The organism is Paenibacillus sp. BT-177, from assembly GCF_025846815.2.
Taxonomy (GTDB): domain Bacteria; phylum Bacillota; class Bacilli; order Paenibacillales; family Paenibacillaceae; genus Paenibacillus; species Paenibacillus polymyxa_C.
Genome location: NZ_JAOYTP010000010.1, coordinates 57,802 through 71,137, shown reverse-complemented (window position 1 = coordinate 71,137; position 13,336 = coordinate 57,802). Strand labels below are relative to the sequence as shown.

Below are 13,336 nucleotides of genomic sequence, written 5' to 3'. Positions count from 1 at the left end.
GTTAGAAAACAATTGATTGAGTTATGCATGCCCCTTTTTGTATAAAAGGGGCATTTTGCGCGCATCAGCGTACTGATTGGGGAGGACAAGCCATGTTTTTTATACGAATGATGAATGACATGAAACTGAGAAAGAAGATGACGCTTACATTCATTTCGGTAGCTGTTCTTCCCTTGCTGTTATGCGGCCTGTTTCTGACAGGGAAGCTTCGAGAGTCCGTCATTAAGGACGCCTTTATGCAAGCATCCAACAATGTCGAGCGGGTCCAAAATCGTACAGAAGAACTGATTAAAGTGCCGCTGGACATCTCGTATCGGCTAACCAATGACAATCGGATGAAAATGGTGGCCAGCCAAAAGTATGACAGCTACATCGAAGTCATTCAGGCTTACCGGGAGTATACAGGTATTCGTGACTACCTCCAATTGTACAAAGAGATATCCGGCATTCGTGTCTATGTCCCTAATCCTGGAGCACTTAATAATTGGGAATTTATCCAGCCGGACGAAAGAATCACAACCGCAGGTTGGTACAAGGAGGCCATAGAGCAGAAAGGATTGGTTGGCTGGAATTTAATTAAGGATGAGAGGTACAATGCCGATTATCTCAGCCTGATTCGATCATTCTCAGTAAATTCACCAGGGCGCAAAGGGGTTCTGGTCATAAATGTTAACAAGCGCCAATTAAATTCAATTCTGAATCAGGAATCGTTCCCTACCTTGATCGTGGATAACCGGAATCAGATTGTCGCGTCCAATGAAGCAGAGTTGTTTGGGAAGAATCTTTCTGAAATTCATGCCGACGAAAATATACTTTTCCAACAGGAAGGAAGTTACAACACACTCATTAACGGAAAAGCATCGAAAGTGGTGATCGGAAATCTAACTCCACAGAACAGCTGGAATGGACTTCGCATTATTTCCGTTTTTACCGTTTCTGAAATTACCCGAGATGCTAATCAAGTGATATGGCTCGGCGGAGTCGTGATCACAGCTAGTCTAATATTTGCAGCCTTACTTATCTATGCTTCTGCTTCGCTATTATCCAGAAGGCTTCTCCGCTTGAGCAAGCATATGACCCAAGTAGGAGCGGGCTCGTGGGAAACCTATCTCCATATCGACGGAAAAGATGAAGTTGGTCTACTATCGAGGGAATTTAACGCGCTCGTCAGTAACGTAAACCATTTGGTCCAGGAGGTTCAAGAAACGAATCGTCAGAAAAGCCTGGTGGAGCAGAGACAGAACGAGATCAAGTTCAAAATGCTGGCAAGCCAGATCAACCCGCATTTTCTCTTCAATTCTCTAGAGTCCATTAGAATGGAGGCCCACATTCGCCAACAGGACGATATCGCTAAAGCCGTATGGCAGTTGAGCGCGTTGTTGCGCAGCAGTCTGGAGGCCGGTAACGACAAGATTCCACTGCGTAAAGAGCTTGAGCAAGTGTGCTGTTATCTTGATCTTCAAAAATTCCGGTATGAAGACCGTTTGGAGTATCGCTTAATGGTTGATCCGGATTTGGAGGAAACACTGGTTCCACCTCTGATTATTCAACCATTGGTGGAGAATTCTATTGTACACGGTCTGGATAATCAAGCAGAAGGAGCTGTCATTGAAGTGAAAGTTAAGAAAATCCCGGAGGGGGTTCGAGTTATAGTATGTGACAACGGCGCCGGTTTCACGGACGATCGTCTCGTCCTTGTACAAGCAGAGCTTGCTGCATCTGTACATGAACAGGAGGTCCAGCGAATTGGACTACGAAACGTAAATGATCGTCTCGTCTTACTGTATGGGACCTCTAGTGCCTTACATATTGAGAGCGAGCCTGGAAAAGGCACTTGTATTCAGTTTTTCATACCTGGAGGTGAAACCAAATGATTAAGGTAGTCATCGTTGACGATGAACCGAAGCTTCGTCAAGGGCTTCAAACATTGATTCCATGGGAAAGCCTCGGATGTATCGTTACAGCTACGGCAGCCAATGGAAAAGAAGCATTGGAAGTCATCGAGGAAAAAGCTCCTGATGTCGTAATTGTCGATATCCGCATGCCGGTTATGGATGGCTTACAGTTGATTGAGCACTTGAGGTCCGGTGGTCATCATTTGCATTTTATTATCCTCAGTGGATATGCCGACTTCGAGTATGCCAAACAAGCGATTAAATACGGGGTGTTCGGCTATCTCCTTAAACCGGTCGACATTGATGAAATGACGTCCAGTATAAAACGGATACGCGAGCGAATCGAAGAGGAGCGCCTTCAAGAGGAGTGGCGTAAGAGAGAAGTTATTAATCGCGATTTATACCTGCACAGTCTGCTCGTCCCTCAAGAGAAAACTGAAGATCCCGCCAAGTTGAGAAGTAAAGCAATAGAAGCGGATTTGTTGTGGACCAGCTACGAAGTCGTGGTCGTTTACCCGCGTGTTTCTGAAGTGGACCGTTCCGATGTCGCATACCAGCTTTCGAATGGATTAAAGGCAAAGATCGAGGGGCAGATGATAGGGCTTGTCACAGTAATCCCACCGTATACAGTCCTGTTGCTCAACGCGCCGCTGCGCGGAAGAGAACGGCGTGAAATTCTGCACAATGAGATTCGTAATGCTGCGGATAATGTTAGGTTCGTCGCTGCAACCGGAGGGGCAGTATCTGCTCCTGAAGATATTTGTAAATCTTTTTTAAAGGCCCAGGAAGCGGTAAAACAATCCTTTTTCAGTGAGAAGAACCGACTGCTAGGTCCGTATCCTTTCTTTTCTCCTGCGCTGGATTCCCCCCGATTATCTGCTGATAAAGCTGAAGAAACGATGGAGGAATTCATCTTCCGCCTGTATTACAGTCTGGAAGTAGGGAACCAGACTGTAATACTTCCATTGTTGAACGAGGCGGCAGCATTTTTTCTCCAACAGGGGCAAGATGAGAAGTCGATCAAAGAGTCGTTCTTCTTTCTGTCCAATGCGGTCATTCACAAGCTGACCGCGGGTTTCTGTATCGAGTTGAAAGAGACGGAGGAAGTTTCCCGTTTTTTGAATGGGATATACCAGCATGATCATTTACATGATCTTTTGGAAGAGACCTACCGTTTCCTGCTAGCTTTGGCGAAAGACTCCGAACCTCGTGGAAAGGAGCAGGAATTCAAAAAAATGATCGACTTCATTCACAGTCATTATACAGACAACCTGAAGCTGGAAACGCTGGCTGGACTACTAAACTATAGTACTGCCTATTTGGGTCAGCTATTCAAGAACAAGACTGGGGAGTACTTTAACACCTATCTGGACAGAGTCCGTATTCACAAGGCAAAGGAGTTGCTGGACCAGGGAATGAAAGTTTACGAAGTCGCTGAAAGCGTCGGCTATACAAGTGTTAACTACTTTTACAGCAAATTCAAAAGGTACGAAGGCTGTTCACCGTCGGAATATAGAAATCCATAATTTGTGGATGATTTTTCCCGAAATCCGTTGTATGGGCTCTGACTCTCCTCTGTTTTATGATGGATTTAAGAGAGGGGATGAAAAAAATGAAAGCGGTAACAGTAAATTCGGAAAACGTATACAAAAAACCGAAGCGGAATGCTTGGAAGGTATTTAAAAGCCAAAGGTATCTTTATTATATGTCCATTCCGTTTGTGATCTGGGTCTTCATCTTTCAGTATTTGCCGCTATGGGGCTGGACAATGGCATTTCAGAAATACAGACCCGGTTTGAGTTTTTTTGAACAGAAGTGGGTGGGCTTGGAGCATTTTCGTACTTTGTTCCAAGATGATCATTTTTACCAAGTACTGCGGAACACGTTGGCTATGAGTCTTATGGGACTGGTCGCTGGTTTTATTGTACCGGTTGTCTTTGCTCTATTGCTCAACGAGGTCCGTATTCAGGTTGTAAAACGATTTGTTCAGACTGTATCTTATCTGCCGCACTTTGTTTCATGGGTGGTTGCTGCAGGCATTGTCACCAAAATGCTTTCAGCGGATGGCGGTGTCGTAAACGATATGCTCATGGGTCTAGGCATCATCGATCAGCCAGTCCAGTTTATGGCCCAAGGTAAATTATTTTGGTGGGTTGTAACTTTCGGAGACATCTGGAAGGAAACCGGTTGGAACGCTATTATTTATCTGGCTGCCATCGCCGGTATTGGTCCTGAATTATACGAGGCTGCACGGGTGGACGGCGCTAGCCGATTCCAGCAAATGTGGCATATTACGCTGCCGGGGATCCGGCCGACCATTATCATTCTCCTGATTATGTCTATTGGCCATCTGCTCGGTACGGGATTCGAGAAGCAATTTCTGTTGGGCAATCACCTGGTCATCGATTACTCTGAAGTACTTGATTTGTATGCGCTTAATTATGGTCTGGCGATGGGACGCTACTCTTTCGGGACGGCCATTAATATCTTCAATTCGGTGATAAGCCTGGTCCTATTGTTTGCGGCTAACGGAATCTTTAAGCGCTATACCAACGAGAGCATTATGTAAGGAGGAGAATAGACATGGAGGCTGTCAAAAGCACTACGCCGGTCAGCGGATTAAATAACAAGCTTAAGTCTAAATCACTACAAGACCGAATCCTAGAGGTAGTTGTTTATGTTTTCATGATTGTGGTAACCGTTCTGACGATCTACCCGTTCTTAAATGTGCTGGCTATCTCTTTTAACGATTCGGTGGACACCATTAGAGGTGGAATCACCATCTGGCCAAGGCAATTTACTTTGAAAAATTACGATTTGATTTTCACCTATGAGGGGTTAATCACTGGATTCAAAATCTCCTTTCTGCGGACCGTCATTGGCACTGTAGCGGGCTTGGTCAGCGGCTCGATGCTTGCCTATACGCTTGCACGAAGTGATTTTCAAGCCAGAAGGTTCATCTCAATTTTTCTTGCTGTTACCATGTATGTTTCCGGAGGGTTAATTCCAGGTTTTATCCTGATGAAGGAATTGCATTTAATTGATACATTTGCCGTCTATATTTTACCGGGCCTTGTAAGTGCGTTTAACGTCTTCATTATTCGTTCCTTCATTGATGGTCTGCCTTATGCGTTACAGGAATCAGCTAAGCTGGATGGTGCCAACGATTTCACGATCTACTGGCGCGTTATTCTTCCTCTTTGCAAACCAGCATTAGCGACCGTAGCGCTCTTCTTGGCGGTTGGACAATGGAACTCTTGGTTCGATACTTATCTGTTTAATGGGTCCAACGAATCGTTGACGACCCTGCAATATGAATTGATGAAAATTTTGCAAAGTACGACAACAAGCGCAACCAATTCCCAGGACGCTGCCAATATGGCGGAGCGTATGGCACAGGTTTCGCCGGAATCCGTCAAAATGGCAATCACCATCATTGTTACCGTACCGATTCTAATCGTCTATCCTTTTCTGCAAAAATATTTTGTTAAAGGTATGACGCTTGGAGCGGTAAAAAGCTAAAACGAGGCAACATTCATTATACAGGGAGGTTTAGCTCCATGAAGTCAAGAAAAAATAGAATGATCGTACCTTTCGTAATGTCACTAACTTTAGTGGCGACCCTTGCAGGGTGTAGTGGTAATAATCCGTCTGAGGCTACCAAGGCCGTAACAACAGGAGACATCACGCTTACTTATTTTTCGGAAGACTCCAGTACAAATTGGAATAACATGAAGGATGAAGTCGGTAAGGTCATCGCTGAAAAAACCGGAGTAACACTAGATGCTGAATTCGCTGTCGGAGACCCGGTCCAAAAGATTTCATTGATTGCAGCCACAGGAAACTACCCTGATTTAATCGCTGCTAAGGCGGATGTCGGCAAACTTGTCGATGCTGGTGCAATTATTGATCTGACGGATTTGATCGACAAGCATGCACCGAATATAAAAAAAATGCTGGGAGACAAGCTTGTTCGGACGAAGTACAGTTTGGATGATCAATCCATCTATGTTATTCCGACCTGGTCTGCTGTCGAAGAGGAAAAAATCAAACCCGACGTAGGATTTAAACTCCAACACCGTGTCGTCAAGGAAGCGGGATACCCGGACATTCGTACGGTACAGGATTTTGAAAAAGTCATTAAGGACTATATCACCAAGCATCCGACGGACGAAAATGGCAACAAAAATATCGGACTGTCCCTAAATGCCGACGATTGGCATATGTACCAAGTCACGAATTCAGGATTTCAAACGACCGGGGGACCAGACGACGGCGAATACTTCATCGATCAAAAAACTCACCAAGCGACTTATCATTTCCGCCGACCGGAAGAAAAGGAATATTTCCGTTGGTTAAATCACATGAATGCCATTGGATTGCTGGACCCAGAAAGCTTCGTACAGAAGACAGACCAGTTTAAGGCGAAGGTAGCTTCAGGCCGCGTACTGGGCTTGGCTGATCCAGAGTGGGACTATGGAGACGGACAAAATGCACTAAAAGCGGAGGGCAAATTCGATCAGACTTACGGTCATTATCCAGTTACCATGAGCAAGGAGTACAAGGATACCAACTTCTGGCTGCCTGGTTTTGATGGGGGATACGGAATCTCGATCTCTAGCAAGTGTAAGGACCCGGTACGTGCTATCCAGTTCCTCGACTTTCTGGCATCGGAAGAGGGTCAAGTCCTGAATAATTGGGGGATTGAAGGCAAGCATTACACAGTTAAAGACGGCAAACGGACGATTATTCCGGCCGTACTTGAACGGATGAACAATGACAATGCGGCTTTCCAAAAAGAGTCCGGAATCGGTCTATATTGGAACTTGATGGTCCATTATGGTGATGGCATCAAGGACTCAACTGGCAACTATTTTACTCGTAGTTATCCGGAACTGCTGACAGCGACTTATAACAAGTCGGAGAAGGAAGTGCTTAAGGCCTATAAGATTGAGCACTGGAAGGATCTATTCCCGAAGGAAGATGAATTCCAACCGAGAGCATATGGAGCAGCGTATACGATGCCTCTTCCCAATGACGATCCGGCTGTTATTCTCGGAGCCAAGATGAAGGATATTACATGGAAACGGATTCCGGAAGCTGTCATGACTAAACCGGAAAACTTCGACAAGGTTTGGGACGACTATATGGCAGAACTGGAGAAAGCCGGAGTACAAGAAATGGAACAATCCTTTACCAAGCATATCCAAGACCGAATTAAGCTGTGGTCCACTAACTAACTCGTTTCGCATAAAAGAACGGGGCCGTTTCCACTTTCCAATTGGAGAGGAGACGGTCCTTTTTCATTAAGGTTTGCGATAGACTGCATTCGTTCAGGTTATAAATCAAAAGCGGCCACCCCGGTTACTTTCTGAGGTGGCTGCTGTTCTTTAGAGACAGGCTTCTACGCTGCTTCATGGTGCTGGATGGGACGGTACAGTTATGGGCACGTTCAAAGTAATACCAAGTTATCACCGTTGTTATCGAATTCGATCACATACCCAAAGTCCGAATATCCGAAATAAGAGTGCCTTACTCCGCTTCATTCTTGGATGAAGTAAATAGGTCTTGGGGAAGCTCATCCCTCGTGATCACGTAATCGCTGTTGAACACTTTTATGAGATGATCCAGGGAGTTATATTGTCCGTTGCGGATGAAGTCGCCTGTCCATGTGGTGAAAAAGAGCCAATGTGCTGAATATGTTTGAAGTAATTCAGGATCGCCAATCGGGCCGTTTTCGGACAGACCAACCAGCTTCTTGCCTTGCACGAGATTCACCAAGCTGTCATACTTGCCGATACTTGGGCTATAATTAGCCGCCTGGTTGTAGATATCCACACTTACAATATCGACGACATCGTCTCCCGGATACCACTCGGGGCTCTCGGAGTTCCATACCCAGATCAGGTTGTTCAGGTGATGGTAGTTTGTTAGGCGGTCGTACATGATATGGTACAGTTGCTTGGCGGAGTCTGGCCCTTGGGCGCCCCACCAGAACCATTTGCCCTCCGCCTCGTGCAGCGGTCTCCACAGCACCGGAACGTGAGCGTCTTGGAGGCGTTTCAACTGAGCAGCAATAGCATCGATATCCCTTAGGATAAGCTGATACTCTTCCGACTCGGGATGAGTAAGCGCATATTGAACGTCGAATGTAGTAGCGTCCGTGTAAAACCCGCGCCACCATTCTTTGCCGGGAATATCATGCAGTCCCTTAGGAGCATTCCAGTGCCATGCGAATGTGACAATTCCACCTTCTTTGGCCCATTGAATCGCCTTTTCCACTTCAGTTGAGGTGGCGCCATGTTCGATGCGAGAGGGGGAATAATCCATCATGTCCGTTGATAATATGGCAGGATACTTTCCAGTTTGGTCTTTAATCCACTGGGCATCCTCAAGAGTGTGCTGACCGGAAAGAATGTTGCTGCCGTAACTATCGATGAGATAACCCATAAGTGCCTTGGTTTCCGCAGTCGCATTCGGGTTTACTGGCTTTTTCTCAATCTGATGCAGTTTCGGGGGGGACACTGCTGACAGCTTGACGTAGTCGATATGATATTGGTCCGAATCGACATTGAACTGTATGGTATTGTTTCCCGCACTCAGCATCAGTTTACCGCCAGATACCTCTGTGTAGCTTGCTGTTGTCGGGAGTGATGTTTCGCTGGTCTGGCCATTGACCACCAATTGGGTCTTTTTGTCTCCATTGGGATTACTGTAACCGATTGCAAGATTGTAAAGCCCGCTTGAGGCTGCGTTATAGGCAAAGGTTAACGACCCTGTGCCTTTAAAGGCTGCGTAACCGGTACCGGAATAACCCGTATCAGCAGCTTCGATGCTGACCTCACCAGTAATGGCTCCGTCTTCGGCTTCCATTTTGCTTATTGCAGCTGGCAGATTGGCGAATTCAACCTTCACATACTCGATCCCGTAATATCCCCAGCCTCTTGAAAAAGTCAGCTCGTTTGTGCCAGCATTCAGCATGATCTTAGTTACCATGTTCTCGTTCACCGCCGCACCTTTCGGAGGAGCAGCCAGCGTTATGTTTTCAGCCATGGTACCATTGACCTTGATGCTGGTATCCTTGGAGCCGGTGTCCGCCGGAATGTAGTAGCCGAGGCTCAGCCTATAAAGACCTGCTGTAGGCACGTTCACTTTAAACGTAGCCGTCCCGTCAGACTTGCCGGAATTAGGGTCATAGTCATAAAAGAAGGATACATAGCCATCGCCTTTATAAAGCGTATCGCCGGTATAGGGTGTATCCCGTTTTTCTACACCGTAACCTTGAAGAATTGCATCTTTGGAGCTGACGACTATAGGAGAGGAATTGCCGTTAGTGGATAAATCTTGACTTGCATTCATCACCGTTCGGTCTTCAACATCGGTGACCAAGGGAGCTGATTCTGCTTTTGCTAAGCTTGGAATTAAACTGAGAGATACCAACAAAAAGGATAAGAGAACAAAGCTGAGAATACCGAAAGACCTTCTTTTCCATGGATCTGGCATATTATTCACTCCTTGAATTAGTAGATGTTACCGGCTCGATTGACCTGCAACGCATATTACGGAAAACGCTTTCATTAGTGTGTACATATTAAGTACACTTTGAAGTAATCGATGACAGGTGATTCAGGACCAGCTTGCATTTTTAAGCATTCTTTCTTCGTTTGTATGCGTTTTCAATATTTGTCATTAATTTTTTAGGACCTCACCTCTCTTTAATTTCATCATAAATTAGAGGCGAGGCAGGAACCATACAATGAATTTCGGAGAAAATCATCCTTAAATTATGGATTTTTATACTTCGATAGCAAACAATCTTTATATTTTTTGAAACGTATAACTCAAGATTGTTAAGGCTACATGGGATAAGCGGGAAGGATCGTTTCCATTTGTGGTATTATGCCAATAAGAATATTACCCACATGGGAATGAAAGGGATTAATACATGATTTCTCATCGACTGCTTAGCGACGAAACTATTTATCAATTAACGGACCAGATTCATAGAGACCAACACTTGTTATTCTATAGCTATTTAAGTCAACGTAAGGAGCAAGCTAAATTTGTCGGTCAATATGTAGATGACAGGCTGACAGGGGTCTTAGCATACTTTTGCGGGCTTTCCTTCCCTGCATTTTCTTTCTACTGTATAAACCGAGAGGAACTTAACTTTACAGCTCTTATTGCTTCTACGAAGGAAATCATTCAACTTAAGAAAAATGCCGTTTGTGGTACAATCCTGTGTGATCGTGACCTACAACTTCTTCAGTCTCATGGGCTCATAACGGGTAACCCACAACGTTTCTTAACGATGAAACATATGGATCAATCGAAACTGCTTGATTCTAACTTGGCTGAGTTAGTTAAGGAAAACGAAGTTCCAGAAATAGTGGATTTTTTACGAAATGGGGGCATGAAATTTTTTACGAGGAGCGAACTCGAACAATATCCTTTCCTTGGGATCAAGGAATGTGGTCATTTTATTGCCGTAGGTGGCTTCCACTTTTATGATTCTAAGCTCGTGGAGCTCGGAAACATATATACAAGCCCTGCTCACAGAGGGAAAGGGCTAGCAAAGCACTTGACGAGCCAACTTACAAAACTGGGCAGAACGCTTGCATCAGATGTCTATCTGGGAGTGCTGAAGGAGAACCAAGTTGCTGTACAACTTTACAAGGGTTTAGGCTATGAGGTTACGGCCGAACAGACGATTGTTGATTTTAAACTATCTATTGATTGACGAATGAGGAGGGAGAAAGTTTTGGAACAGAATGATATTAATATTCATCAACTGACTGACGAGATCTATCAAATTTTACACAAGAGAATGGATAAATTAGGTATAGCATACGGCATCGTTAGCGAATTTAGTTACAATCCTGAGGAGCCACCGTCATGGATTATTAGTATCGAGGATTCTGAAATCATGCTCACCTCGTCCATCTTGTTCCAATATATGAAACAGCATCACAATTTGGAGGATACGTTAACTCATTTTATGCGCGATCACTTTTCATACTTCAATTAAACAGTATCCACCGTATTATAAAAACCTACTTAAAAAGATACATATCAATGTAAAGAGGTAAGACCCATAAAGAATGAAATTGCTGGATAAGCAAATAAAGGAAACTGGCTAAGTCAACTGGAGGGTTCAAATATGTGGTTTGGGAAGAAAGAAACGCAACTGGATCGAATAAAAGACAAACTGAATCAGGCCATGCACAAAGACAAGGATTTCTCGGTGTTTGGAGCATCCTCACATCAGTACAGGGTTAAAGAGAAGCTTACAGCAAAAGAGCTGGCGGACTGGCAAGCCCACAATCAAGTCACCCTACCCGAGCCTTACGCGCTGTTTTTAACAAACATCGGCAACGGAGGCGCCGGACCCTATTATGGAATTTATCCGATTGAAAAGGCAACTTCCTATACCGAGCACCAGGCACTCCTGGCAAAATCCGTTTTGCATCCCGGGATGGCCAAAGAGGAATGGAACCATCTGATTGAGCCCTTGACCAAGGATGAGGACATCCCTGATGAGGAATACGATGACGCCCGTAGCAAGGTGCTGGGCGGCATGTTGTGCATAGGTACCCAAGGCTGCGAATACGACATGTATCTCGTACTTGAAGGGAAATACAGGGGGAGAATTGTGTACACCTCCGATTTTCATCCCGATCATCCCTTTTTCTTTGTCTATGAAGACAGCTTTCTGGACTGGTACGAGCGCTGGCTGGATGAAATTATTTTGGATTATGATATCGGGTGGTTTGGCAGTCGAATGCCGGGTGATGAGAATGCACTGATCCAGATGTATCAGAGCGCTCCAAACGAAGAAATCCAAGCAAAGGCGCTTGATGGAATGTTCAAGTTTAAGGAAGTTGCCCAGCCATCCCTTGGTTTTTTGAAAAACATTGCGGAGCAAAGCCCAAAAAATCGGACCACAGCTGTTTGGCTAATCTGCAAAACTTCTTTTGACACGGGTAGAAAATATCTTCTGGAATTGTTGCAATCGGATGAACATAGGGATTTTCTGCAAGCTTTAACGATTCTGCACGCTTCCAGTAAAACAGCAAATTTAACGGAATTTATTCCAGTGATTTTGCAAAGTCTTGACAGGATTCATGATTCGGAAACGTTGCGTTATTCAGGATATATCCTGGAGAATTACGATGCGATTACGCTCCAGAACTTTGCGCCTTTCCTGTGTCACGCCGACCCGAAAATGCAGACCACTGCCATCTATGCCGCGCGTAGTTGCGAAAACAAGCAGGGAAGCTGGCAGATCATTGAACAGATGTTGATAGGGGGCGACCCGCAGGTTCTGAAAAACATGATTTTATACTGGGGCATTATTCCACATGAGAAGTTGCTGCCTTACTATAAGGCGGTATGGCCGGAATATAAAAAAAATCCGAATTTCAAAGAAAAATTTATCGGTTGTTTGCGAGAACTGCATTTGCCAGATGATTATTTCGACAAAGACGAATCGTGAGAAATGAGATTTGGGAATTATGATAACGTGCCAGCAAATTCTACAAGGTAAATCAATAAAAAGCGAAATAAAGGAAAGGGCCATCCCGCAAAAGGATGGCTCATTAAGCAAGTTATTCAATTGAGTTTTTCGTTGCCTTGTACATATTTTCTACGTGTTCGTCGACTTCATTCCGTGACATGCGTAAGCGAGCCACAGAAGTACCATATCCGATTTCTATTTTACCTTCTTCTAATCCTTTGAAAATTCCATCTGCGAAGTCATCTAATGGTTCTCCTTGCGTGTGCAATCCTGCTCCACCTAAATCTGTATTCACTGCCGGAGGGACAACTTCAATTACCTCTACAGACGTATCAGAAAGTTGGTGTCTTATGCTAATTGTAAATGAATGAAGTGCCGCTTTTGTTGCTGAGTAAATCGGAGCAATCACAAACGGCGTAAAAGCTAACCCAGAAGAGACGTTAATGATAGTCGCCTCTTCTTTTGTTGCAAAGTATGGAGCGAATAGCATGGATAGATGGAAAGGTGCTTCAATGTTAGTGGTAATTTCTTTGCTGAAATAATTCCAATTGTTTTTTGCATCCGTTTTTAACACATTAAAACGTTGTTGGATACCGGCGTTGTTAACTAACACATTTACTTCTGGATAGTTGGCAGTTACCCACTCCGACAATGCTATGCGCTCGGACTCCATATTTAAATCACTTACATGAGTAATGAGGCTAGGCAATTTCTCTTTTGCTTGTTGAAGTACATGTTCACGCCGTCCAGAAACAATGACTTTATTTCCAGCTTTTAAAAATCGTTCTGCAAAAGCTAATCCTATTCCAGTACTTCCACCGGTAATGAGTATTGTATTTCCTGAAAGTTTCATTAAGTTTTCTCTCCTTTTAGAATTCAGTCATCAACGAAATTTATCTAGAATAAATGAGGGTTAACTTAGATA

At 44.4% G+C, this 13,336-nt stretch carries 10 protein-coding genes; 8 read left to right on the top strand and 2 right to left on the bottom strand.

Annotated features, from left to right (window positions below):
- Positions 1-92 precede the first annotated feature (92 nt).
- The 5 genes from OIU26_RS22020 to OIU26_RS22000 all read left to right on the top strand — a co-directional run bounded on the left by OIU26_RS22020 (position 93) and on the right by OIU26_RS22000 (position 7,135).
- A complete protein-coding gene (locus tag OIU26_RS22020) occupies positions 93-1,874 on the top strand; it encodes a sensor histidine kinase (RefSeq protein ID WP_264218029.1) in 1,782 nt (593 codons plus the stop codon).
- Positions 1,871-3,421, top strand: coding sequence for a response regulator transcription factor (locus tag OIU26_RS22015; protein WP_264218028.1), 1,551 nt, complete (start codon positions 1,871-1,873; stop codon positions 3,419-3,421). Before OIU26_RS22020 ends, OIU26_RS22015 begins: the two co-directional genes overlap by 4 nt.
- 86 nt (positions 3,422-3,507) lie before the next feature.
- Positions 3,508-4,464, top strand: a complete 957-nt coding sequence (locus OIU26_RS22010; protein WP_264218027.1) for an ABC transporter permease — start codon at positions 3,508-3,510, stop codon at positions 4,462-4,464.
- Positions 4,465-4,478: 14 nt separating this feature from the next.
- Positions 4,479-5,417 carry a carbohydrate ABC transporter permease gene (locus tag OIU26_RS22005; RefSeq protein ID WP_264218026.1) on the top strand — a complete coding sequence of 313 codons (939 nt, stop codon included), beginning with the start codon at positions 4,479-4,481 and terminating at the stop codon, positions 5,415-5,417.
- A gap of 38 nt (positions 5,418-5,455) precedes the next feature.
- Positions 5,456-7,135, top strand: coding sequence for an ABC transporter substrate-binding protein (locus tag OIU26_RS22000; protein WP_264218025.1), 1,680 nt, complete (start codon positions 5,456-5,458; stop codon positions 7,133-7,135).
- A gap of 292 nt (positions 7,136-7,427) precedes the next feature.
- On the opposite strand, the gene OIU26_RS21995 is transcribed toward OIU26_RS22000, so the two are convergent.
- Positions 7,428-9,398: a glycosyl hydrolase gene (locus tag OIU26_RS21995; RefSeq protein WP_264218024.1), complete on the bottom strand. Its 1,971-nt coding sequence runs from the start codon at positions 9,396-9,398 to the stop codon at positions 7,428-7,430.
- A 442-nt stretch (positions 9,399-9,840) separates the two neighbouring features.
- On the opposite strand from OIU26_RS21995, the gene OIU26_RS21990 reads away from it, so the two are divergent.
- From OIU26_RS21990 to OIU26_RS21980, 3 genes are all read left to right on the top strand, one after another.
- Positions 9,841-10,635, top strand: a complete 795-nt coding sequence (locus OIU26_RS21990) for a GNAT family N-acetyltransferase (RefSeq protein ID WP_264218023.1) — start codon at positions 9,841-9,843, stop codon at positions 10,633-10,635.
- 21 nt (positions 10,636-10,656) lie between these two features.
- Positions 10,657-10,923 (top strand): hypothetical protein, encoded by a 267-nt coding sequence (locus OIU26_RS21985; RefSeq protein ID WP_264218022.1) that lies wholly within the window; start codon positions 10,657-10,659, stop codon positions 10,921-10,923.
- Positions 10,924-11,055: 132 nt separating this feature from the next.
- On the top strand, positions 11,056-12,390 hold the full coding sequence (locus tag OIU26_RS21980) for an SMI1/KNR4 family protein (protein ID WP_264218021.1): 1,335 nt from the start codon (positions 11,056-11,058) through the stop codon (positions 12,388-12,390).
- Between the two features lie 112 nt (positions 12,391-12,502).
- Here OIU26_RS21980 and OIU26_RS21975 read toward each other — a convergent pair whose 3' ends face one another.
- Positions 12,503-13,264, bottom strand: coding sequence for an SDR family NAD(P)-dependent oxidoreductase (locus OIU26_RS21975; protein ID WP_264218020.1), 762 nt, complete (start codon positions 13,262-13,264; stop codon positions 12,503-12,505).
- Positions 13,265-13,336 lie beyond the last annotated feature (72 nt).

Excerpts from the sequence above, each read along its gene's own strand:
- OIU26_RS21990 (WP_264218023.1), top strand. The coding sequence starts at position 9,841 with ATGATTTCTCATCGACTGCTTAGCGACGAAACTATTTATCAATTAACG.
- OIU26_RS22005 (WP_264218026.1), top strand. The coding sequence starts at position 4,479 with ATGGAGGCTGTCAAAAGCACTACGCCGGTCAGCGGATTAAATAACAAG.
- OIU26_RS22015 (WP_264218028.1), top strand. The coding sequence starts at position 1,871 with ATGATTAAGGTAGTCATCGTTGACGATGAACCGAAGCTTCGTCAAGGG.
- OIU26_RS21975 (WP_264218020.1), bottom strand. The coding sequence starts at position 13,264 with ATGAAACTTTCAGGAAATACAATACTCATTACCGGTGGAAGTACTGGA.
- OIU26_RS22010 (WP_264218027.1), top strand. The coding sequence starts at position 3,508 with ATGAAAGCGGTAACAGTAAATTCGGAAAACGTATACAAAAAACCGAAG.
- OIU26_RS22020 (WP_264218029.1), top strand. The coding sequence starts at position 93 with ATGTTTTTTATACGAATGATGAATGACATGAAACTGAGAAAGAAGATG.
- OIU26_RS22000 (WP_264218025.1), top strand. The coding sequence starts at position 5,456 with ATGAAGTCAAGAAAAAATAGAATGATCGTACCTTTCGTAATGTCACTA.
- OIU26_RS21980 (WP_264218021.1), top strand. The coding sequence starts at position 11,056 with ATGTGGTTTGGGAAGAAAGAAACGCAACTGGATCGAATAAAAGACAAA.
- OIU26_RS21995 (WP_264218024.1), bottom strand. The coding sequence starts at position 9,398 with ATGCCAGATCCATGGAAAAGAAGGTCTTTCGGTATTCTCAGCTTTGTT.